Annotated in this window: 23 protein-coding genes; 13 read left to right on the top strand and 10 right to left on the bottom strand. The window is 71.4% G+C overall.

Annotated elements, in window-relative coordinates; genetic code table 11:
- Positions 1-5: 5 nt before the first annotated feature.
- Genes ilvA through IH26_RS0114535 form a run of 3 tightly spaced genes read right to left on the bottom strand, consistent with a single transcriptional unit; the run spans position 6 to position 3,806 of the window.
- Positions 6-1,250: a threonine ammonia-lyase gene (gene ilvA / locus IH26_RS0114545; protein WP_030436710.1), complete on the bottom strand. Its 1,245-nt coding sequence runs from the start codon at positions 1,248-1,250 to the stop codon at positions 6-8.
- A gap of 21 nt (positions 1,251-1,271) precedes the next feature.
- Positions 1,272-2,630 (bottom strand): amidase, encoded by a 1,359-nt coding sequence (locus IH26_RS0114540; protein ID WP_030436709.1) that lies wholly within the window; start codon positions 2,628-2,630, stop codon positions 1,272-1,274.
- Between the two features lie 24 nt (positions 2,631-2,654).
- Positions 2,655-3,806 (bottom strand): cystathionine gamma-synthase, encoded by a 1,152-nt coding sequence (locus IH26_RS0114535; RefSeq protein ID WP_030436708.1) that lies wholly within the window; start codon positions 3,804-3,806, stop codon positions 2,655-2,657.
- A gap of 23 nt (positions 3,807-3,829) precedes the next feature.
- On the opposite strand from IH26_RS0114535, the gene IH26_RS0114530 reads away from it, so the two are divergent.
- From IH26_RS0114530 to IH26_RS0114510, 5 genes are all read left to right on the top strand, one after another.
- Positions 3,830-4,243: an HIT family protein gene (locus IH26_RS0114530; protein ID WP_030436707.1), complete on the top strand. Its 414-nt coding sequence runs from the start codon at positions 3,830-3,832 to the stop codon at positions 4,241-4,243.
- Between the two features lie 48 nt (positions 4,244-4,291).
- Positions 4,292-4,954 (top strand): peptide-methionine (S)-S-oxide reductase MsrA, encoded by a 663-nt coding sequence (msrA, locus tag IH26_RS0114525; RefSeq protein WP_030436706.1) that lies wholly within the window; start codon positions 4,292-4,294, stop codon positions 4,952-4,954.
- 24 nt (positions 4,955-4,978) lie between these two features.
- A complete protein-coding gene (locus IH26_RS0114520; RefSeq protein ID WP_034215065.1) occupies positions 4,979-5,326 on the top strand; it encodes a hypothetical protein in 348 nt (115 codons plus the stop codon).
- Positions 5,326-5,535: a hypothetical protein gene (locus IH26_RS0114515; protein WP_030436704.1), complete on the top strand. Its 210-nt coding sequence runs from the start codon at positions 5,326-5,328 to the stop codon at positions 5,533-5,535. The genes IH26_RS0114520 and IH26_RS0114515 overlap by 1 nt, the downstream gene beginning before the upstream one ends.
- A gap of 92 nt (positions 5,536-5,627) precedes the next feature.
- Positions 5,628-5,948: a hypothetical protein gene (locus tag IH26_RS0114510; RefSeq protein WP_030436703.1), complete on the top strand. Its 321-nt coding sequence runs from the start codon at positions 5,628-5,630 to the stop codon at positions 5,946-5,948.
- Positions 5,949-5,960: 12 nt separating this feature from the next.
- On the opposite strand, the gene IH26_RS61275 is transcribed toward IH26_RS0114510, so the two are convergent.
- Positions 5,961-6,125, bottom strand: coding sequence for a hypothetical protein (locus tag IH26_RS61275; RefSeq protein ID WP_169789749.1), 165 nt, complete (start codon positions 6,123-6,125; stop codon positions 5,961-5,963).
- Positions 6,126-6,244: 119 nt separating this feature from the next.
- Here IH26_RS61275 and IH26_RS0114500 point away from each other — a divergent pair, with 119 nt between their 5' ends.
- From IH26_RS0114500 to IH26_RS0114490, 3 genes are all read left to right on the top strand, one after another.
- Positions 6,245-7,669, top strand: a complete 1,425-nt coding sequence (locus IH26_RS0114500) for a CYTH and CHAD domain-containing protein (RefSeq protein ID WP_030436702.1) — start codon at positions 6,245-6,247, stop codon at positions 7,667-7,669.
- 29 nt (positions 7,670-7,698) lie between these two features.
- Positions 7,699-8,649 carry a polyphosphate kinase 2 gene (gene ppk2 / locus IH26_RS0114495; protein WP_030436701.1) on the top strand — a complete coding sequence of 317 codons (951 nt, stop codon included), beginning with the start codon at positions 7,699-7,701 and terminating at the stop codon, positions 8,647-8,649.
- Positions 8,650-8,948: 299 nt separating this feature from the next.
- Positions 8,949-9,857: a ribonuclease Z gene (locus IH26_RS0114490; RefSeq protein ID WP_030436700.1), complete on the top strand. Its 909-nt coding sequence runs from the start codon at positions 8,949-8,951 to the stop codon at positions 9,855-9,857.
- On the opposite strand, the gene IH26_RS0114485 is transcribed toward IH26_RS0114490, so the two are convergent.
- Positions 9,838-10,347 (bottom strand): pyridoxamine 5'-phosphate oxidase family protein, encoded by a 510-nt coding sequence (locus tag IH26_RS0114485; protein ID WP_030436699.1) that lies wholly within the window; start codon positions 10,345-10,347, stop codon positions 9,838-9,840. The genes IH26_RS0114490 and IH26_RS0114485 overlap by 20 nt on opposite strands.
- Positions 10,304-11,290, bottom strand: a complete 987-nt coding sequence (locus tag IH26_RS0114480; protein ID WP_245665176.1) for an RNA polymerase subunit sigma-70 — start codon at positions 11,288-11,290, stop codon at positions 10,304-10,306. Before IH26_RS0114480 ends, IH26_RS0114485 begins: the two co-directional genes overlap by 44 nt.
- Positions 11,291-11,410: 120 nt before the next feature.
- Here IH26_RS0114480 and IH26_RS0114475 point away from each other — a divergent pair, with 120 nt between their 5' ends.
- Positions 11,411-11,980 (top strand): dihydrofolate reductase family protein, encoded by a 570-nt coding sequence (locus IH26_RS0114475; protein ID WP_030436697.1) that lies wholly within the window; start codon positions 11,411-11,413, stop codon positions 11,978-11,980.
- 26 nt (positions 11,981-12,006) lie between these two features.
- Complete coding sequence (locus tag IH26_RS0114470; protein WP_030436696.1) at positions 12,007-12,513, top strand: GNAT family N-acetyltransferase; 507 nt, start codon at positions 12,007-12,009, stop codon at positions 12,511-12,513.
- On the opposite strand, the gene IH26_RS0114465 is transcribed toward IH26_RS0114470, so the two are convergent.
- Together IH26_RS0114465 and IH26_RS0114460 are read right to left on the bottom strand one after the other, a co-directional pair.
- Entirely contained in the window at positions 12,502-13,551 is a 1,050-nt protein-coding gene (locus IH26_RS0114465; protein WP_051808102.1) for an NB-ARC domain-containing protein, read from the bottom strand. The two genes, IH26_RS0114470 and IH26_RS0114465, sit on opposite strands and share 12 nt — an antisense overlap.
- A gap of 340 nt (positions 13,552-13,891) precedes the next feature.
- Positions 13,892-14,176, bottom strand: coding sequence for a hypothetical protein (locus tag IH26_RS0114460; protein ID WP_030436694.1), 285 nt, complete (start codon positions 14,174-14,176; stop codon positions 13,892-13,894).
- A 122-nt stretch (positions 14,177-14,298) separates the two neighbouring features.
- On the opposite strand from IH26_RS0114460, the gene IH26_RS0114455 reads away from it, so the two are divergent.
- Positions 14,299-15,297 carry a S1C family serine protease gene (locus IH26_RS0114455; protein ID WP_245665174.1) on the top strand — a complete coding sequence of 333 codons (999 nt, stop codon included), beginning with the start codon at positions 14,299-14,301 and terminating at the stop codon, positions 15,295-15,297.
- A 242-nt stretch (positions 15,298-15,539) separates the two neighbouring features.
- Here IH26_RS0114455 and IH26_RS0114450 read toward each other — a convergent pair whose 3' ends face one another.
- Entirely contained in the window at positions 15,540-16,898 is a 1,359-nt protein-coding gene (locus tag IH26_RS0114450) for a cystathionine beta-synthase (protein ID WP_030436692.1), read from the bottom strand.
- A 3-nt stretch (positions 16,899-16,901) separates the two neighbouring features.
- The gene (locus IH26_RS0114445; RefSeq protein WP_030436691.1) at positions 16,902-17,246 is read right to left on the bottom strand and encodes a YkvA family protein; all 345 of its coding nucleotides are present in this window, start codon (positions 17,244-17,246) and stop codon (positions 16,902-16,904) included.
- Positions 17,247-17,350: 104 nt separating this feature from the next.
- On the opposite strand from IH26_RS0114445, the gene IH26_RS0114440 reads away from it, so the two are divergent.
- The gene (locus IH26_RS0114440) at positions 17,351-18,499 is read left to right on the top strand and encodes an SGNH/GDSL hydrolase family protein (RefSeq protein ID WP_030436690.1); all 1,149 of its coding nucleotides are present in this window, start codon (positions 17,351-17,353) and stop codon (positions 18,497-18,499) included.
- Between the two features lie 33 nt (positions 18,500-18,532).
- Positions 18,533-19,321 carry an SGNH/GDSL hydrolase family protein gene (locus IH26_RS0114435; RefSeq protein ID WP_030436689.1) on the top strand — a complete coding sequence of 263 codons (789 nt, stop codon included), beginning with the start codon at positions 18,533-18,535 and terminating at the stop codon, positions 19,319-19,321.
- Positions 19,322-19,344 lie beyond the last annotated feature (23 nt).

The following is a 19,344-nucleotide window of genomic DNA, read 5'->3' as shown; positions in this document are numbered from 1 at the left end:
AGCGGTTAGGGGGTGGCGTCGGCCAGGGGCGCCACCCGGTAGCCGGCGGCTCGCAGGGCGCTGATCAGGGCCGCCGAGTGGTCGGGGCCGCGGGTCTCGACCGACAGCGCCACCTCCGCCTCGCCGAAGCCCAGCCGTGGGCTCTGTCGCGAATGCGCCACATCCACCACGTTCGCCCGCTGCTCCGCGATCTCCCCGAGCAGCCGGGCCAGCTCCCCCGGCCGGTCGTCGCAGCGCACCGCGAGCCGCAGGAAGCGGCCGGCCGAGGTGAGCCCGTGCTCGATGACCCGGAGCAGCAGCATCGGGTCGATGTTGCCGCCGGAGAGGATCGCCACCGCCGGGCCGCCCGTCGCCGGCACGCAGGCGCCGGTCAGCAGCGCCGCCACCGCCGCACCGCCGGCCGGTTCGACCACCATCTTGTGCCGCTCCAGCAGCACCAGCAGCGCCGCCGACAGGTCCTCGTCGGTCACCGTCACCACGTCGTCGACCAGCTTGCTGACGTGCGCGAAGGTCAGGTCGCCGGGCCGCAGCACGGCGATGCCGTCGGCGATCGTGGCGGCCCGGGCGAGCTTGCGCGGCGCGCCGGCCGCCAGCGAGGGCGGAAACGCCGCCGCACCCTGCGCTTGGACACCTACCACCCGTACGTCCGGTCGAAGAGCTTTGACCGCGACCGCCAGGCCGGAGATCAGCCCACCGCCACCCACCGCCGTCACGATCGTGGCCGCCGCCGGTAGCTGCTCGAGGATCTCCAGGCCGACGGTGCCCTGCCCGGCGATGATGTCCGGGTGGTCGAAGGGGTGGATGAAGACCGCGCCGGTCTCGGCCGCGAAGTGCTTCGCCGCCTCCAGCGCATCGTCGACGCTGGTCCCCGCATACTCGATCGCCGCGCCGTATCCCCTGGTCGCGGTCACCTTCGGCAGCGGCGCGCCCTCCGGCATGAAGACCGTCGCGCTCGCGCCGAGCAGTTCGGCCGCCAAGGCTACGCCCTGCGCGTGGTTCCCGGCGCTGGCGGCCACGACGCCGCGCTTGCGCTCATCGGCGGAGAGACGAGCGATCCGGGTGTACGCCCCGCGCACCTTGTACGAGCCGGCCCGCTGCTGGTTTTCGCACTTGAGCCAGGTCGGCACCCCGGTGACCTCGGACAACGGCCGTGACTGCAGCACCGGGGTGGTCTCGACGACCCCGGTCAGCAGCTCGCGCGCCGCCTCCACGTCGCTGAGGGACAACAGATCCAGCGGTACGCCACTCATGCGTCAAATCGTGCCACTTGATCACCCGAAGGCGTGACGCTGCCAGGGGTTGGCCACTTCCAGCTGCCCGGCGATCGAGAGAAGCAGCAGCTCGGAGTCGGGCGGCCCGACGATCTGCACGGCCAGCGGCAGCCCGTCCGGGCGCAACCCGACCGGCACCACGATCGCCGGCAGCCCGGCCACGTTCCACGGCGCGGCGTACGGCGCGTACCGCATGCTCACCGCCATGTTGTGCCGCCACGAGCCCTGCGAGTACTGGTCGGCCGGCGGCGGCGCGGCGGCCAGTGCCGGGGTGAGCAGCACGTCCACCTTCCGGTCGGCGAAGAACTTGATCGACATCTCCCGCCAGGCGTCCCGGTGCTCCTGCTTGACCAGGCCGGTCCGCGAGGTCCACTTGCCGAGCCGGATGTGCTGCCGGGTGCGCGGCTGGAGCCGGCTGACGTCCAGGCCCTGCGACTCCCGGTAGGCGGCGGCGAACCAGGTGGCCAGCACCCGCAGGCCGAGCACGGTCGGATAGCGCGGCTCGGCCTTGAGCGTGTCGTGGCCGGCCTGGGTCAGCAGCTTCGCGGCCGTGGCCACCGCACCGCGGTTCGGCTCGTCCAGGCGTACGCCCGCCACCGGCGACCTGGTCGAGACGCCGATCCGCAGCTTGCCGGGTTCGACCAGCTTCACCGGATCGCGGCCGGCCAGCACCGCGAAGCCCAGCGCCGCGTCGGCCACCGTGGTGGTGAGCACCCCGTTCTCGGCGAAGCCGAACCAGTCGTTGGTGCCCAGCTCGGCCGGGATCACGCCGCGGCCCGGCTTCAGGCCGACCAGCCCGCAGCAGGCCGCCGGGATGCGGATCGAGCCGAGACCGTCGTTGCCCTGGGCGATCGGCACCAGGCCGGCCGCCACCGCCGCGGCCGAGCCGCCGGAGGAGCCGCCCGGCGTACGGTCGCGGTCCCAAGGGTTGCGGGTCGGCGCGTCCTCGTCGTCGGTGACCCCCCAGAGCCCCATCTCGGGCATCCGGGTCACCCCGACCACGATCGCGCCCGCCCCGCGCAGCCGGCGGACCACCTCGTGGTCCTCCTCGGCGACCGGCAGGCGGGCCCCGGCCGAGCCGTTCCAGGTGGGCAGGCCGGCCACGGCGGTGTTCTCCTTCACCGCGACCGGCACCCCGGCGAGCGGAAGGTTGGCCAGGTCCTCCTGGTCGTCGACCTTCTCCGCCTCGGTGATCGCCTCGCCGCCGCGGATCACCCGGAACGCGTCCAGCGACGGGTCGGAGATCGCGATCTGCTCGAGCGTGTCGGCGACGACCTGGGTGGCCGACACGTCCCCGCGCCGTACCGCCCGGGAGATCTGCTTCGCGGTGGCGCCCACCCAGCTAGTGCCGTCCGACATCCCAAGCTCCGTGTATGTGAAGGGTCAGCCGAGTGCCTGCTCGAGGTCGGCGAGCAGATCGTCAACGCTTTCGATGCCGACAGACAGTCGCACGAGATCGGCGGGGACTTCAAGCGGTGAGCCCGCAGCCGACAGGTGTGTCATCTGTCCCGGGTGCTCGATCAGCGATTCGACTCCGCCGAGCGACTCGGCCAGCACGAACAGTTTCGCCCGGTTGCAGATCTCGATCGCCGCGTCGGGACCGCCGGCCGCGCGGAACGAGACCATGCCACCGAACCGGCGCATCTGCTTGGCGGCCGTCTCGTGTCCCGGGTGCGACTCCAGCCCCGGATAGAGGACGCTCGCCACGGCGGGGTGCTCGCTCAGATATCCGACGATTCGCTCCGCGTTGTCGCAATGCCGATCCATGCGTACGCCGAGGGTCTTGATGCCCCGCAGCGTCAGCCACGCGTCGAACGGCCCGTTGACCGCGCCCATCGCGTTCTGGTGGAACGCCAGCATGTCGCCCAGGTCGTCGGTGGCGGTGACCAGCGCGCCGCCCACCACGTCCGAATGTCCACCCAGGTACTTGGTGGTCGAGTGCACGACGACGTCGGCGCCCAGCGCGATCGGCTGCTGCAGGTACGGCGAGGCGAAGGTGTTGTCGACGACCAGCATCGCGTCGTACTCGTGGGCGAGCGCGCCCAGCGCCCCGATGTCGGCGATGTTGAGCAGCGGGTTCGTCGGGGTCTCCGCCCAGATCAGCCGGGTGTGCCCGGGGCGGAACGCGGCCCGCACCTCGTCCGGGTCGTCGAGCGGGACGGCCGTCCAGTCCAGACCCCAGTTCTCGGCCACCTTCGAGAAAAGACGGAAGGTGCCACCGTACGCGTCGCCCGGGATGACCACGTGATCGCCGGGCCGGCAGACGGCCCGCAGCAGCGTGTCCTCGGCCGCGAGGCCGCTCGCGAAGGCCAGGCCGCGGCGGCCACCCTCGATCGCCGCCAGGCACTCCTGCAGCGCGTCGCGGGTCGGGTTGCCGGAGCGGGAGTATTCGTAACCGAGCCGGGGCGCGCCGACGGCATCCTGGGCGTAGGTGCTGGTCTGGTAGATCGGCGGCACCACCGCGCCGGTCCGCGGGTCCGGTTCCTGACCGGCGTGGATGGCGAGGGTGTCGAAGCCGTAGCTGTTAGCCGTCATGCGCGCAAGGCTAGTCTCAGCTGGTGGCGGACTGCGTGTTCTGTGCGATCGTGGCGGGGTCGGTGCCCGCGTTCAAGGTCGTCGACGTTCCTTCGGGTGTCGGCTTCCTCGACACGCGGCCGGTGTTCAAGGGGCACGTGCTGGTCGTTCCGCGGCAGCACGTGGTGACGTTGCCCGATTTACCCTCCGCCGATCTGCCAGGATATTTCGGACTTGTGCAGCGGGTCGCCGCGGCGGTGCCGGCGGCGCTGGGATCAACCGGCACCTTTGTCGCGATAAACAATATCGTTTCGCAATCGGTGCCGCATTTGCATACGCATGTCGTGCCGCGGACAAAAGGGGATGGCCTGAAGGGCTTCTTCTGGCCGCGAACCCGGTATGCGAGCGACGACGAGGCCGCCGACTACGCCGCGAAAATCGCCTCCGAACTCGGGTAAGGGCGACCTTACCTCCGGCGTTGCAGAAACCGGATGAAGGGAGTGACCGTGTTCCTGCGGCACAAGAAGCTCGAACTGCCCACCCCCGACCAGGCTCTGCCCGGCCGCCCGCTGGAGATGCCGGTCGCCGACAAGCACGTCGTCCTCGGCACCCCGATGAGGGGCCCGTGGCCCGACGGGCTCGAGGTCGCGGTCTTCGGCATGGGCTGTTTCTGGGGAGCGGAGCGCATCTTCTGGCGCCTCCCGGGCGTGTACTCGACCGCCGCCGGTTACGCCGGCGGATTCACCAGGAACCCGACGTACGAGGAGGCCTGCTCCGGCTCGACCGGGCACGCCGAGGTGGTCCAGGTCGTGTACGACCCCAAGAAGATCGCGTACGCGGACCTGCTGAAGGCCTTCTGGGAGAACCACGACCCGACCCAGGGCATGCGCCAGGGCAACGATGTGGGCACCCAGTACCGCTCGGCGATCTACACCACCACCGACGAGCAGCTGAGCATCGCCAACGCGTCCCGCGAGGCCTTCCAGCCGGTGGTCACCAAGGCCCGCCACGGCGAGATCACCACCGAGATCAAGCCCCTGACCCAGTTCTTCTACGCGGAGGACTACCACCAGCAGTACCTGTCGGACTCGAAGAACCCGTACGGCTACTGCAACCACGGCCCGAACGGCCTGACCTGTCCGGTCGGCGTCGCCCGCGTCGCCGAGTAAGGTCAGCGGCGGTGAAAGGGCACGATGACCACGGATCGGACGCCGCCGCGGCGACGTGGCTATGCGAAACCCGTCGTCGTGCCCGACCGCCTCGATCTTCTGTCGGGCCCCGTGTCGGGCGTCGTCACTCTGCCGGGACACCTCAAGCGGTCCGGTAACCCGCGATATGACCTGGATCAGCCCGGCCGCATCGTGGACATGTACCGCTCGGTGATCAACGAGGCGGCGGCGCCCACCGATCTAACCGCCTACCTCGACCGCGCCACGCTGGTCGAACTCTGGGCCGATATGTGGCTTCCGCTCGCCGTTCGCGAGCAATGGGAGGACCGCTTCCCCGAACTGGCCGCTCGCCGCAGCCACTCGGCGGCTTGATGGAACCGCGCCACGCCGAGATCGCCCGAGTAGCGCTCCAAGCGGCCGGCGTCTACGGCTTCGCACTCGCGGGCGGCTATGCCGTGAGCGCCCACGGCATCCGGCGCATTACAGACGCCGATTTCGACCTCTACGACCGGTCGCTGGCCGACCTGGCGGCGATGCGCGGACGGTTCGACGACAGGCGCAAACAGTTAGCGGTGGAATAGGCCGTATTTCACGCCTGGGGTGGAAAAAGATCGACATGGGCCGACATGATCCGCACACTGGGATTGACGCGATGCCAGCCGGGAGGTGCAGCATGTCAGCCTTCAACAGCGAGGAGGAGCGGGCCGCCTGGGCTCTCGCCGAGTCGCTCTCCGATCAGGCGCGCACGATGATGCGCCAGGCCGAGGCCGCGCTCGAGACCTGGAAGCTCGGCAAGGAGATGAACCGGCTGCGCTGTGAGCGCCGCGGGATCAGTGCCTCGGATGCGGAGATCCGGTGGGCGGAGTCGGCCAATTCGAAGAACGCGCTGACCGACAACAGCTTCCACGTCGGGCTGGCGACCATGTATTTCGGCGCGGCCACCGCCAACTACTCGCGGGCGCTCTACCTGCGCAGCCGCGGAACCTACCGCTAGCCGGACCTGTCGCTAGGCGTCTTTCCCGACGACCGGCGAGGCGGGGGGTTTCGGCGGGCGCGGGCTGTCCGCCGAGGCGGCCGAGGCCGGGGTCGCGAGCGCGATGCCGAGCACCGCTCCCGCGCTGAGCAGGCCAAGCCCGGCGAGCGAGACCCGCTTCGTTTCGGGCTTCTCCATGGAAACACCTCCTGCGAGACCGGCCCTCAACGGTGCCAGGAGAAGCTGAGACTGGGCTGTGCACAACCTGCCAATCGTTTGGCCTGTGTCGGCGGCCTCCGATCGGGCAACATGAACAGATGGAGATCGCCAGCGAAACCGAGCGTAAATACGACGTCCCGGAGGGCTTCGTGCTGCCCGCGCTGGCGGGCACGGCGGGCATCCGTGCCGCCGCCGAGGCCAAGACCCATGACCTGGATGCCACGTACTTCGACACCGACGAGCTGACCCTGATGCGGAACCGCCGGACGCTGCGCCGGCGCTCGGGCGGTGACGACGCCGGCTGGCATCTGAAGACCCCGGCCAGCGGTGGCAGCCGCACCGAGCACCGCCTTCCGCTGAACGGTGCCGGCGACAAGGTGCCGGCCGAGCTGACGGGGCAGGTTCGGGCGATCATCCGGCGCCGGGCGCTCAAGCCGGTCGCCCGCCTGCGCACGCACCGGGTGGAGACGCCGCTGCGGGACGCGAAGGGGCACACGCTCGCGCTGGTCGCGCAGGATTCGGTGATCGCCGAGTCGGGCGGCCAGACGCAGCGCTGGCAGGAGGTCGAGGTCGAGCTGGTCGACGGCGACCCGGGCCTGCTGGAGGCGGTCGAGCGCCGCCTGCTCAGCGCCGGCGCTGTCCCGGCCGCCGGCCCCTCCAAGGTCGCCCGCGCCCTCAACGGCCGCCTCTCCGCCCTCCCCCGGGAAAAACCGACCAAAAACCCCGTCTTTGTGTACGCGCGAGAACAGCGTGACGCCCTCACCGCATTCGACCCCGGTGTTCGCCAGAGCGATCCGGAGGCCGTACACAAGATGCGCGTGGCCACCCGGCGGCTGCGCAGCACCCTGAAGACCTTCAAGCGCTCGTTCCCCGGCTTCGAGGAGGTCGGCGACGAGCTGAAGTGGCTCGCCGACCTGCTCGGCCAGGTGCGCGACGGCCAGGTGCAGAAGGGCAAGCTGCTCGCCGAGGTGGAGCAGGCCGGCCCCGAGTTCGCCGACGCCGCCGGCCGGGTCCGCGAGCACCTCGACTACCAGATCCGGGAGGGCCAGGCCGCGCTCGGCAAGGCGCTGGAGAGCGAGCGCTACCTGAAGCTGCTCGACCGGGTCGACAAGCTGGCCGCGCTGCCGGGCAAGGGCGAGCCGGACGCCCGGGGCCGGGCCCGCAAGAGCCTCCACAAGGCCGACGCGCTGCTCGACACCGCGTTCGCCGACGGGGTCGACGCGGAGCTGCATGACGCGCGGAAGGCGTACAAGAAGGCTCGTTATGCCGTTGAAGTTTTCGCCCCGGGCGCGGGCAAGAGCGGGAAGGCCCTGGTCAACGCTCTGACCGACCTGCAGGACGTGCTCGGCGCGCACCAGGATTCGGTGGTCGCCCGGGAGCTGCTGCACGAGCTCGGGCCGGACAGCTTCTGGTTCGGCGTGCTCTGGGCGCGGCAGGAGCAGGTCGGCAAGGACACGTACGCCGGGCTGCCCGTTGTGGTGGAAGCTTCGCGAAAGAAGAAGCTTCGCCGCTGGCTGGGCTGAGGTTCATCTGCACGGGGTAGAAACCTCCTATGCAGGCGGAGGCGGAGTACGAGAAGGACATGACGACCGAGCCCTACACCGGGCCGATCACGGCGCTGGGCGGCTATCGGGTCGCCGACGACGACGATGACGACCCGGTGCTGCTCAACGCGGACGGCACCCCCGTCGATACGTGGCGCGAGGATTACCCGTACGACGAGCGGATGACCCGCCAGCAGTACGACCACGACAAACGCCTGCTCCAGATCGAGCTGCTGAAGCTGCAGAACTGGTGCAAGAGCACCGGCGAGCGCATGGTCGTGCTCTTCGAGGGGCGGGACGCGGCCGGCAAGGGCGGCACGATCAAGCGGTTCATGGAGCACCTGAACCCGCGCGGCGCCTCGGTGGTGGCGCTGGAGAAGCCGAGCGAGCGCGAGAGCACCCAGTGGTACTACCAGCGCTACATCGCGCACCTGCCGGCGGCCGGCGAGATCGTGCTGTTCGACCGGTCCTGGTACAACCGGGCCGGCGTCGAGCGGGTGATGGGCTTCTGCACCCGCGCGGAGTATCTCGAGTTCATGCGGCAGACCCCGGAGCTCGAGCGGATGCTGGTCCGCTCCGGCGTACACCTGGTCAAGTTCTGGTTCTCGGTGACCCAGGGTGAGCAGCGCACCCGCTTCGCGATCCGGCAGGTCGACCCGGTCCGACAGTGGAAGCTCTCCCCGATGGACCTGGCCTCGCTGGACAAATGGGGCGACTACACCGAGGCCAAGGAGGCGATGTTCTTCTACACCGACACCGCGGACGCGCCGTGGACGGTCGTGAAGAGCAACGACAAGAAGCGGGCCCGGCTGGAGGCGATGCGGCACGTGCTGAGCCGCTTCGACTACGAGAACAAGGACGACGAGGTGGTCGGCCGCCCCGACCCGCTGATCGTCGGCCCGGCGTCGCTCGCCGTCGAGGGCACCGAAATGTCACCGCGCGTATTCCCGCGCCTGTAGTGATTTAAAAACGTTGGCGCGCTCGGGGCGCTCTCGATAACGTGGCCGTACACGTGAAGGGAGGTGGTCCGAAGTTGTATACCAACGGGACTCGTGAGGTGGCTGTCCGCTAGCCGCTGTCCTCGACAGCTTCGTTCTGTTTGACGAAAAGCGTCGAGACCGTGTGGCAGCGGTCCGGCGAAACTCAGGCAGCCACCCGACCCCCGGGGATCCGGCCTTGTCCGACCGGACCACGCGTGTGCGTGGAAGACCCCGGGGGTCGACCCGTACCTGGAGCCCATTTCTGGAGAAGCTCAGTTGTGACGCGCGAGTTGGCCGTGCTCGGTACCGCGAGCCAGGTGCCCACGAGGCATCGCAACCACAACGGCTATCTGCTGCGCTTCGACGACGAGGTGATCCTCTTCGACCCGGGCGAGGGCACCCAGCGCCAGATGCTGATGGCCGGCCTCGCGGTCTCCCCGATCACCCGGATCTGCATCACGCACTTCCACGGCGACCACAGCCTCGGCCTGCCCGGCGTCCTGCAGCGCATCTCGCTGGACAAGGTGCCGCACCCGGTCACGGTCCACTACCCGGCGCAGGGCCAGGAGTACTACGACCGCCTGCGGCACGCCACCAGCTACTGGGACAACGCCGACATCGTGCCCGCGCCGGTGGCGGGCGCGGCCTTCGCGGCGGAGACCCCGGCGGGGCGCCTCACCGCACTGCCGCTATGGCATTCCCTGCCCACCTACGGGTATCGCCTCACCGAACCGGACGGCCGCCGGATGGTCCCGGCGCTGCTGGCCCGGCACGACATCAGCGGCCCGGCGGTCGGCGAGTTGCAGCGCGCGGGCCGCCTCGGCGACGTCACGCTCGACCAGGTCAGCGTGGTCCGCCCGGGCCAGAGCTTCGCGTTCGTGATGGACACCGGGCTCTGCGACAACGTCTACGCCCTGGCCGAGGGGGTGGATCTGCTGGTGATCGAGTCGACCTTCCTGAACGAGGACAAGTCGATGGCCGAGATGGTGGGTCACCTGACCGCCGCTCAGGCCGCCGCGGTGGCGCGCGAGTCCGGCGTACGCAAGCTGGTTTTGTCGCATTTCTCCCAGCGTTACCAGGACGCCTCGCGGTTCCTCGACGAAGCCCGCCCGGAGTTCGCCGGCGAGATCGTGCTGGCCGAGGACCTGATGCGGGTGCCGTTCCCGGCTAGAACGTCCAGCGGGTAGCGCCGTAGGGCTCGCGCGTCGCGACGCCCACCACGGTGTGCGCGGTGAGGCGGTAGACCTCCCACGGCGGCGGACCGGCGCTGGGCGCGCTGAACGGCGCGGTGAGCGCCTCGCCCTCGACCTGGCACGGCCAGCCGCCGTCTCGGTAGCCGGCGGCGACCCGCTCCAGCGTCTCGACGTCGGTGACCTTGGCCGCGGTGCCCTCGAGGACGAGGTCGATGCCGTCCAGCCGCGCCGAGATCGTGCAGCGCGGGTTGACGGCCAGGTCACGGGCCTTGCGGGTGGTCGGGTTGCTGGTGAAGTAGAAATTGCCGGCCAGCCACTGGGCGCCGATGCCGGCGGCGTGCGGGGTGCCGTCCGGGCGGCAGGTGCCGAGGAAGTGCGTGATCTCCGGGCTGGGCGGGGTGGACAGCGCGGCCTCGGCGCGGCTCCACGGCAGCTCGGCGTCACCGTAGCGGTCGAGGTTCGTCGTCTCTCGTGGTTCGCTCATGCCTTAGTAGACCGCCGGGCGCCGCCGGACTCATCGGCGGCAGCCCGAAAGAACCGAGAACGCCGGATTCGAAGCGGCTCAGCGCCGCGATCCGGTCGCCGCGGAGGCCGAGCACGTAGAGCCCGGCCGCGCGGCCGGCGCCGTTCGGCAGGAGCAGATACGCGCCGAACGCCGGCTGGCCGTTGGCTCGGGTCGGCACCAGCCGGAACCTGCGACCGGCCGCGAAGATGCCCTCGCAGAAGCGGGCCACGAGATCCCGGCCCTCGTACTCGAACGGGATCGGCGGCATCGACATGAACACGTCGTCGGTCAACAGCTCGACCAGCGCGCGGACGTCCGCGGCCTCCCAGGCCCGGACGAACCGGGCGACGATCGCGTCGTCGGCGGGCGCGGTCTCCGGCGGCCGCGGAAAGGTGGCCCGGGCCCGCTTGAGGGCGCTCTTGATCGCGTCGACGGAGGTGCCGAGCATCCCGGCCACCTCGTCGGCGTGGAAGCCGAGCACGTCACGCAGCAGCAGCACGGCGACCTGCCGCGGCGGCAGCGTCTGCAGGGCGGTGACGAAGGCCAGCGAGACGGACTCGGTGCGCTCGTAGCTCGCCTCCGGGCCGGGCAGCAGCGCGTCCGGGAACGGCTCGAGCCAGACCACCTCGCCCAACCGGGTCGGCTCGGGCGGCTCGACACCCGGCACGTCCCACTCCTTGGCCCGCCGCCGGGCCGCCGACCGCCGGGCGTTGAGGCACCGGTTGGTCGCGATGCGGTAGAGCCAGGTGCGTACGGAGGCCCGGCCCTCGTACCCGTCGAAGCCCTGCCACGCGGCGAGCATGGTGTCCTGCAGCGCGTCCTCGGCGTCCTGCAGCGAGCCCAGCATCCGGTAGCAGTGCACCCGCAACTCGGCCCGGTGCGGCTCGGTCAGCTCGCGGAACGCGTCCCCATCGATCGTCAAGGTTCCTCCTCGCTCCCCGATGTCGACACCGGCCGGGCGGCAAAGGGGTCGCGACCCCTTTACCGGAGGCGCGGTGTCGGTATCGGCGGCACTGACAAGCACAACGAAGGGAGTACGGCGATGGCAAGGATCGTGGTCAGCGAGAACATCACCCTGGACGGGGTGGCCACCGACCCGACCGGCGAGGAGGGCACCGGGCACGGCGGCTGGTTCACCAGGATGACCGACCGGGATCGCGAGGCGTGGGCCGAGGCCGAATACGACGAGGCGCTGAGCAGCGACGCGGTGCTGATCGGCCGGCGCAGCTACGAGTATTTCGCGCCGCGCTGGGCCGACCGCCCCGGCGCGTGGGCGGACCGCTTCAACGGCATGCCCAAGTACGTGCTGACCACCACCCCCGGCGAGCTCACCTGGAACAACTGCACGGCGGTGAGCGGCGCGGTGCCGGAGCTGGTGGCCAGGCTGAAGCAGGAGGTCGAGGGCGACCTCGTGGTGTACGCGAGCAGCCGCCTGGTGCCGGAGCTGATCCGGCACAACCTGGTCGACGAGCTGCGCTTCCTGGTCCTCCCCGTGCTGGCCGGCACGGGCGCGGGCCTCTTCGCGAGCGTGGGCGGGCTGCGCCCGCTGCGCCTGGTCAGCAACCGCACGATCGGCGAGAACCTGCTCCACCTCGCCTACCGCCCGGTGTAGTTTGCCGGGTCGGATACGGTCGGGCGATGGCGGCCACTCTGCGTACCGGAAATGATGTGGATCTCTTGCTGGTGGGGGCTCTGCACTTCCGTTCGCGGGCGGCCGCCTACGCGCACATCCTCTCCCCCAATGCCCTGGCGTCGCCGGGGGCGGCTGCGTTGGCGGCCTGGTGGGGGGAGCGCTGGAAGTGGGAGCAGGGCACCCATGGGCTGACCGTGGCCGAGGATTTCGAGCGGATTGTCGGGTTCAGCTATGTCGGGCCCAGCGAGACCGAGGGCGCGGCCGAGCTCTATGCGATTCACGTCGACCCGGCCGTGGTGGGCACCGGTGTCGGGCGGCTGCTGATGGGGAACGCCCTCGAGCAGCTCGCCGAGCTCGGCGGTGAGCGGGCGGTGCTCTGGGTGCTGGAGGGCAACGAGCGGGCCCGCCGCTTCTACGACCGCGGCGGGTGGGTGGCCGACGGGGAGACGCGGGTCGAGGCGATCGGCGGCGAGCCGGTCAAGCAGCTGCGTTACAGTCGGTCACTCGGATAGCCCGGGGCGGACGGGCGCGGCCGGCCTGTAGTGGTCCTTCAGCCGGGTCAGCGCCGCGCGCCGGTCGGCGGCCGGGTCGGTGGCCCGGGCCAGTTCCCCGGCGTACGCCCGAATCACGTCCATCATCGCGAAACGGCCGGGGACCGGTTCGGTGAGCAGGGCGGCCTCGGTCAGCTCGCGCAGCAGTCGACGGGCGGCCGAGGCGGGCCGGCCGAGCAACGCCGAGGCGGCGGGGAGCGCGATCTCCGGCTCGGCGACGAGGCCGAGCAGCCGGAACAGGCGGGCGGCGGGCGGGGTCAGCCCCTGGTACGACCAGGAGAGGACGGCCCGCAGATCGTCGAGCGCCTCGAGCCGGTTCGCCGGGCGACGCAACTCGGCGTGCAGCGCGGCGAGGGTGGCGAGCGGGTGCCCGGAGGTGCGCACCCGGGCCGCCGCCAGCGTGACGGCGAGCGGGAGCCGGCCGCACGCCCGGACGACGTCGGCCGCGCCCGGCCCGGCCCCACCGACCCGGTCGTGGAAGAGCTCGACCGCCTCGTCCTCGGCCAGCACGTCGAGGTCGATCGGGCGGGCGCCGGTGGCGGCGATCAGGCCGGTGAGCCGGCGGCGGCTGGTCACCACCGCCCGGCTCCGGTCACCGGCCGGGAGCAGGGGGAGCACCTGGTCGTCGTCCCGGGCGTTGTCGAGGACCACCAGCAGGCGCAGCGACGACGTACGCCCGCGGTAGAGCGCCCGCCGGCCGTCCAGGTCGGCGGGCATCCGGCCGGGCTCGACGCCGAGCGACTCGAGCAGCAACCGCAGCGCGTCGGCCGGGTCACGCGGCTCGGCGTCGGCGAAACCACGCAGGTCGACATGCAGCCGGCCGTCCGGGAACAGGTCGCCGGCCGCCCGCGCCCAGTGCACGGCGAGCGCGCTCTTGCCCACGCCGGGCGGGCCGAACAGCAGGGTGACCTGCGGCGACGGCGCATCGAGAAGGGCCAGCTCGGCCTTGCGGCCGACGAAACCGGCCGCCGGGGGTGGCAGCTGAGCCGGGACGGACATGCGGTGGCGGCACCTCCACTGTGGATCCGCCCCAACTACAGGAGGGCGGGAGCGCGCGACCGAGATACTGCGGGGGAACCTGTGGTCGCGCGCTCCCGCCAACCGCCCCGCCCAAACCGGGGGTCGCGCCTGGCCGGAGGCGCTGGACCAGCGGAGGCGTGCCGGTCCTGTACCAGTTCAAGGGCGGGTTCCTGGTGCGGGATGCCGCAGCGCTGGCGGGGCGCCACGGTGTCACCGCCGGGAGACGTCGGCCGGGCTGATGAGCCGGGGCCTGCCGGGGGAGGTCAAGCGTTCGGCCGACGTCGGAGCTTCTCTGGAGTTGTCAGGCTCGGTGGAGTTGTCAGGTGTAGCGGCCCTGGTTGCGGTCGGTGTAGTCCTCTCGCAGGCCGGGCATGGCCCGGATGCTGTTCAGGTCGTGCCGCACGGTCCACGCCTCCCGCCAGGGGCGGCGGGATGCGGCGTCGGCCCGCTCGGCCAGACGGCGAGGCGCGCACGGCCACCGCCATCCACACCAGACACAGGTGCCGTCGGGGCCCGCCTCGGCGTGCCGCCCGAGCATCTGCTGGGCGTCGCGCCAGAGCATGCGGTCCACGATGTCGGCCGGCGCTTGGTCGGCGATGACCATCCGTCACTCTCCGTCGGGACGTGCTGCAACCTCCGGTACGACTCATACAACCGCACCGCCCCGCTCGCCGGTCGGACTTTCTGTGCGATTGCCGTTGCTGACCGTCACCGCCGCTGTTCGCCGTGGGCGTACGCCTCGGCGGCATCGACCTGGTCATGCGGGTTGTTGCGGTGGTCATGGATACCGAACACACGGGTGTCGAATCCGCGGCGCTCGACGCGTACAGCCGCATCGTGACCGGTGTCGCCACAAGCCTGCTTCCCTCGGTCGCCGCCCTCGCGGTGCGGACCAGCCGCGGGGCCGGCGCCGGTTCGGCGGTCACCTTCACCGACGACGGCTTCCTCCTGACCAATGCCCATGTCGTCAACGGGGCGAGCGGCGGCACCGCGTCGTTCGCGGACGGCACCGAGACGAAGTTCGACGTGGTCGGGGCGGACCCGCTCTCCGACCTCGCCGTGGTCCGGGTGCACCACCCGGGCGCGCCGGCCGCGCCGCTCGGCAACGCCGACAATCTCAAGATCGGCCAGCTGGTGGTGGCCGTCGGCAACCCGATGGGCCTGGCCGGCTCGGTCACCGCCGGGGTGGTCTCCGGGCTGGGCCGGTCGCTGCCCGCCCGGGACGGCCGGCGGGTCCGGATCATCGACAGCGTCATCCAAACCGACGCGGCGCTCAACCCCGGCAATTCGGGCGGGGCGCTGGCCGACTCCACCGGCACGGTGGTCGGCATCAACACGGCGGTCGCCGGCTACGGCCTCGGCCTGGCCGTCCCGATCAACTCCACCACCCGCACGATCATCGGCGAGCTGGTCGCCTCGGGCCGGGTCCGCCGCGCCTGGCTGGGCGTGGCCGGCGTCCCCGCACCACTCCCCCCGCAACTGGCGTCCCGGCTCGACCAGAAGATCGGCCTGCGGGTCGTCGAGGTCGTCCCAGGCAGCCCGGCCGGAACAGCCGGAATCTACCTGGGCGACATCCTCATCTCGGCCGGCGGCCAGCCCCTGGGCACGGTCCAAGCCCTCCAGCGCCTCATGCTGGGGCCGGCGATCGGGCAGAACCTCCCGATCACCCTTCTCCGCAAGAACGCGCTGGTGGACGTGGTGGCCGTCCCCGCCGAGCTGAGCTGAGCCGGCGGCCCTTTGCTCTGCGCACCTATACGCGCTGCTCTGCGCACCATGACGTAGGTGCGCAGAGCAGCGCGTCTTGGTGCGCAGAGCAGCGCGTCTTGGTGCGCAGAGCAGCGCGTCTTGGTGCGCAGAGCAGCGCGTCATGGTGCGCAGAGCAGCGCGTCATGGTGCGCAGAGCAGCGCGTCATGGTGCGCAGAGCAGCGCGTCATGGTGCGCAGAGCAAAGGGCGGCGCGGTGGTGGTCAGACCAGGTGGGCTAGGAGGTCCTGTCTCGTCAGCACGCCGGCCGGCTTGCCGTCGATCAGGACCATCGCGGCGTCGGCTTTCTCCAGCAGGGCCACTGCCTCGCTCACCGGCTGGCCGCCCCCTATCAACGGCAACGGGTCGCCCATGTGGCGCTCGATGGTGTCGTAGAGGTGGGCCTGGCCGGTGAAGAGGGCGTCCAGCAGGGCCTTCTCCGCTATCGAGCCGGCCACCTCGCCGGTCACCACCGGCGGCTCGGCCTTGAGCACCGGGAGCTGGCTCACGCCGTACTCCCGCATGTAGTCGATCGCGTCGCGCACCGTCTCGGTCGGGTGCACGTGGATCAGCGGCGGCGTCCGGCCGTCCTTGCCGGCCAGGGCGTCGGCCACGGTGGGCTGGTCGCCGCCGGTACGCAGGAAGCCGTACCGGGCCATCCAGTCGTCGTTGAAGATCTTGGACAGGTAGCCGCGGCCGCCGTCCGGCAGCAGCACCACGACCACGTCCTCGGGGGCGGCCCGGCGGGCCACCTCGAGCGCGGCCACCACGGCCATCCCGCACGAGCCGCCGACCAGCAGGCCCTCCTCGCGGGCCAGCCGCCGGGTCATCTCGAACGAGTCGGAGTCGGAGACCTCGATGACCTCGTCGCAGACCTCCCGGTCGTAGTTGGCCGGCCAGAAGTCCTCGCCGACCCCCTCGACCAGGTACGGCCGACCCGTACCGCCGGAATAGACGGAGCCCTCCGGGTCGGCGCCGATCACCCGGACCGGGCCCTGCTCCTTGAGGTAGCGCCCGACGCCGGTGATGGTGCCGCCGGTGCCCACCCCGGCGACGAAGTGGGTAAGCCGCCCCCCGGTCTGTTTCCACAGCTCGGGGCCGGTGTCCTCGTAGTGCGAGCGCGGGTTGGCCGGGTTGCTGTACTGGTCCGGCTTCCAGGCGCCGGGCACCTCGCGGGCCAGCCGGTCGGAGACGTTGTAGTAGGAACGCGGGTCCTCGGGGGCGACCGCGGTCGGGCAGACCACGACCTCCGCACCGTACGCCCGCAGGACGTTCTGCTTGTCCTCGCTGACCTTGTCGGGGCAGACGAAGATGCACTTGTAGCCGCGCTGCTGCGCGACCATGGCCAGGCCGACACCGGTGTTTCCGCTGGTCGGCTCGACGATGGTGCCGCCCGGCCGGAGCACGCCGGCCTTCTCGGCGTCGAGCACCATCCGCAGCGCGATCCGGTCCTTCACGGACCCGCCGGGATTGAAATACTCGACCTTGGCCAGCACCGTGGCTTCGATGCCCTCGGTGACGCGGTTGAGCTTCACCAGAGGTGTGTCACCGATGATCTCGACGACGTTGTCGTAGTAACGCACGCCCTAGATTACGACGACCCGGTCCCGCTGCTTCTCCCACTCCAGGAAGCGCTCCGTCTCGGCCAGCACGGCGCCGGCCAGCCAGGTGATCATCACAGCGTCGTCGGCCAGGCCGAAGACGAACAGGAACGCCTCCGGGATGAGGTCGATCGGCGAGATGATGTACGCGGCGGCGCCGGCCATCAGCGCCACCCGCAGACCACCGTCGTACTGTCCTTTTGCCGTCGCTTTGAGCATGCGGGGCAGGGCCGCCATGCGCTTGCTCAGCGACGGGCCACCGCGTACGCCCGCAGTGAGTGCCCTGGCCAGCGCGGTGAACGCCGCCGTTCGTTTCAGCGTTTTCGCCATCATTTCCCCTCTCCGCCACTCCAGCATGACTTGAGCGCGCCATGATTGCCTCTCGCCGGAACGAGTTAGCCTCGAAATCCAAGCCCGGATGGGGAGGGGGACCCGTGAGCGGCTTCGAGTTCACCGCACAGGACTGGCGGCGGATCAAGGTCGCCGGCCAGGTTCTCGGCGGGGTGACGGGTGCGCTGGCCGTGGTGACCGCCGGTTCGGCCGGCGTGCTGCTGCGGCAGGCGGCCGACGCCCGGCGGATCATTCCGCTGGCCGAGGCACCACCGCCCCGCGGCGACGGGCTGTACGGCGCGAAGTTCGGCGGTAAGCCGATCACCATGGTGATCCTCGGCGACTCCTCGGCCGCCGGGTACGGCGTGCACCGTCCCCGCGAGACACCCGGCGCGCTGCTGGCCACCAGCGTCTCCCGGCGGCTGAACCGGCCGGTCCGCCTCTACCGGGTGGCCGTGGTCGGCGCGATGTCGTCCGGATTGCCGTACCAGGTGGACGCCGCCCTCGAGTACGAGCCGGACATCGCGGTGATCCTCATCGGCGGCAACGACGTCACCCACATCTCGGCCCGCGACCAGGCGGTCCGCTACCTGGGCGACGCGGTGCGCCGGCTGCGCGCGACCGGCTGCCGGGTGGTCGTCGGCACCTGCCCGGACATCGGCGCGATCCAGCCGATCAAGCCGCCGCTGCGCTGGCTGGCCCGCAAGTGGAGCCGCGACCTGGCCGCCGCGCAAACGGTCGCGGTGGTGGCGGCCGGCGGGCGTACGGTGTCGCTGGGCAACCTGCTGGGCCCGATGTTCGAGGCCGACCCGGTGCGGATGTTCAGCTCGGACCACTTCCACCCGTCGGCGGAGGGCTACGCCCGGGCCGCCTCGGTGGTGCTGCCCACCCTGCTGGCCGCGCTCGGCGAGGACGACCGGCCGACCGCCGGGGTGGGCGTGAGCAGCCTCGAGGACGCGGCACAGGAGGCGGTCCGCGCGGCCGGCACCGAGGTGAGCCCGGCCAAGCCCGGCGGCCGGCGGGTGCTGCTGCGGCGGCATCCGTGGTTCGGCGAGCCGCGCAACTGGTTCGGACAGAAGGCGGCCGCCCTGTCACCGGCGGCTGGTGCAGGGGCCGGCGCCCCGGAGGGCGGCACCTTGGCGGGCGGCGCTTCCGGGGACGGCGCTTCCGGGGACGGCGCTTCCGGGGGCGGCTTGGAGAATCTGGGCCCCTCCGGTGCTGGGGCCGTAGGGTGGACCCCAGCGGATCATTAACGATTCGCGGGGGCCGAGGCAGGGAGGCGAGAGATGGCGGGGCTGAACGCACGGATCGGCAGGGCGGCGGCCACCGGTCTGTTCGCCGGAGCGGTAGGCGGCGTCGCCCTGCTCGCCGGCGAGGTGCTCGCCGCCAAGGCCCGGCGCTACGCGAAACCGACCATGGGCCTGGCCCTGCGTACGTCGATGGGCAAGCTCTCCGCCCCGACCCTGCGCCTGGTCCTGCTGGGCGACTCGGCCGCGATCGGCGTGGGCGTCGAGTGGCTCTCCGAGACGGTCGGCGGCCAGCTGGCCCGGCTGCTCGCCGAGGGTAGCGCGGAGACCGGCGAGCGGCACGTGCTGCTGTCCAGCGTGGGCGTGGCCGGGTCCCGCTCGGCCGACCTGGCCACCCAGGTGGCCCGGGCGCTGCTCGGCGACCGGCCGGACGTGGCCGTCGTACTGATCGGCGCGCACGACGCGACCAGCCTGCGCAGCCCCGACGAGGCCGCCGAACTGCTCGGCCAGGCCGTGCGGCGGTTGCGCGAGTCGGGCGTACGCGTGGTCGTCGGCACCTGTCCCGACCTGGGCGCGCTGCGGGCGATCGCGCCGCCGCTGCGCCAGGTGGCCGGCATGCTGGGCCGCCGGATGGCAAAAGCGCAGGCCCGGGCGGTGGAGGCGGCCGGCGGCGCGGTCGTCGACCTGGCCGGCGAAACCGGCGCCGTCTTCCGGGCCGATGCGGGTACGTTCTGTTACGACGGGTTCCACCCGTCCGCCGATGGGTATCGAGTGTGGGCCCACGCGTTGTATCCGGCGGTCGCGAAGGCGAGCATGTCCGGCGTGTGACAAATCCGCACTCGCAGACGTTG

The organism is Actinoplanes subtropicus (assembly GCF_000721705.1).
GTDB lineage: Bacteria > Actinomycetota > Actinomycetes > Mycobacteriales > Micromonosporaceae > Actinoplanes > Actinoplanes subtropicus.
The sequence above is the reverse complement of the archived record's forward strand: the minus strand, read 5'-3'. Positions and strand labels throughout refer to the sequence as shown.

Coding starts and splice junctions, on each gene's coding strand:
- ilvA (WP_030436710.1), bottom strand. CDS start 1,250: ATGAGTGGCGTACCGCTGGATCTGTTGTCCCTCAGCGACGTGGAGGCG.
- IH26_RS0114540 (WP_030436709.1), bottom strand. CDS start 2,630: ATGTCGGACGGCACTAGCTGGGTGGGCGCCACCGCGAAGCAGATCTCC.
- IH26_RS0114535 (WP_030436708.1), bottom strand. CDS start 3,806: ATGACGGCTAACAGCTACGGCTTCGACACCCTCGCCATCCACGCCGGT.
- IH26_RS0114520 (WP_034215065.1), top strand. CDS start 4,979: ATGACCACGGATCGGACGCCGCCGCGGCGACGTGGCTATGCGAAACCC.
- IH26_RS0114515 (WP_030436704.1), top strand. CDS start 5,326: ATGGAACCGCGCCACGCCGAGATCGCCCGAGTAGCGCTCCAAGCGGCC.
- IH26_RS0114510 (WP_030436703.1), top strand. CDS start 5,628: ATGTCAGCCTTCAACAGCGAGGAGGAGCGGGCCGCCTGGGCTCTCGCC.
- IH26_RS61275 (WP_169789749.1), bottom strand. CDS start 6,125: ATGGAGAAGCCCGAAACGAAGCGGGTCTCGCTCGCCGGGCTTGGCCTG.
- IH26_RS0114500 (WP_030436702.1), top strand. CDS start 6,245: ATGGAGATCGCCAGCGAAACCGAGCGTAAATACGACGTCCCGGAGGGC.
- ppk2 (WP_030436701.1), top strand. CDS start 7,699: ATGCAGGCGGAGGCGGAGTACGAGAAGGACATGACGACCGAGCCCTAC.
- IH26_RS0114485 (WP_030436699.1), bottom strand. CDS start 10,347: ATGAGCGAACCACGAGAGACGACGAACCTCGACCGCTACGGTGACGCC.
- IH26_RS0114475 (WP_030436697.1), top strand. CDS start 11,411: ATGGCAAGGATCGTGGTCAGCGAGAACATCACCCTGGACGGGGTGGCC.
- IH26_RS0114470 (WP_030436696.1), top strand. CDS start 12,007: ATGGCGGCCACTCTGCGTACCGGAAATGATGTGGATCTCTTGCTGGTG.
- IH26_RS0114465 (WP_051808102.1), bottom strand. CDS start 13,551: ATGTCCGTCCCGGCTCAGCTGCCACCCCCGGCGGCCGGTTTCGTCGGC.
- IH26_RS0114460 (WP_030436694.1), bottom strand. CDS start 14,176: ATGGTCATCGCCGACCAAGCGCCGGCCGACATCGTGGACCGCATGCTC.
- IH26_RS0114445 (WP_030436691.1), bottom strand. CDS start 17,246: ATGGCGAAAACGCTGAAACGAACGGCGGCGTTCACCGCGCTGGCCAGG.
- IH26_RS0114435 (WP_030436689.1), top strand. CDS start 18,533: ATGGCGGGGCTGAACGCACGGATCGGCAGGGCGGCGGCCACCGGTCTG.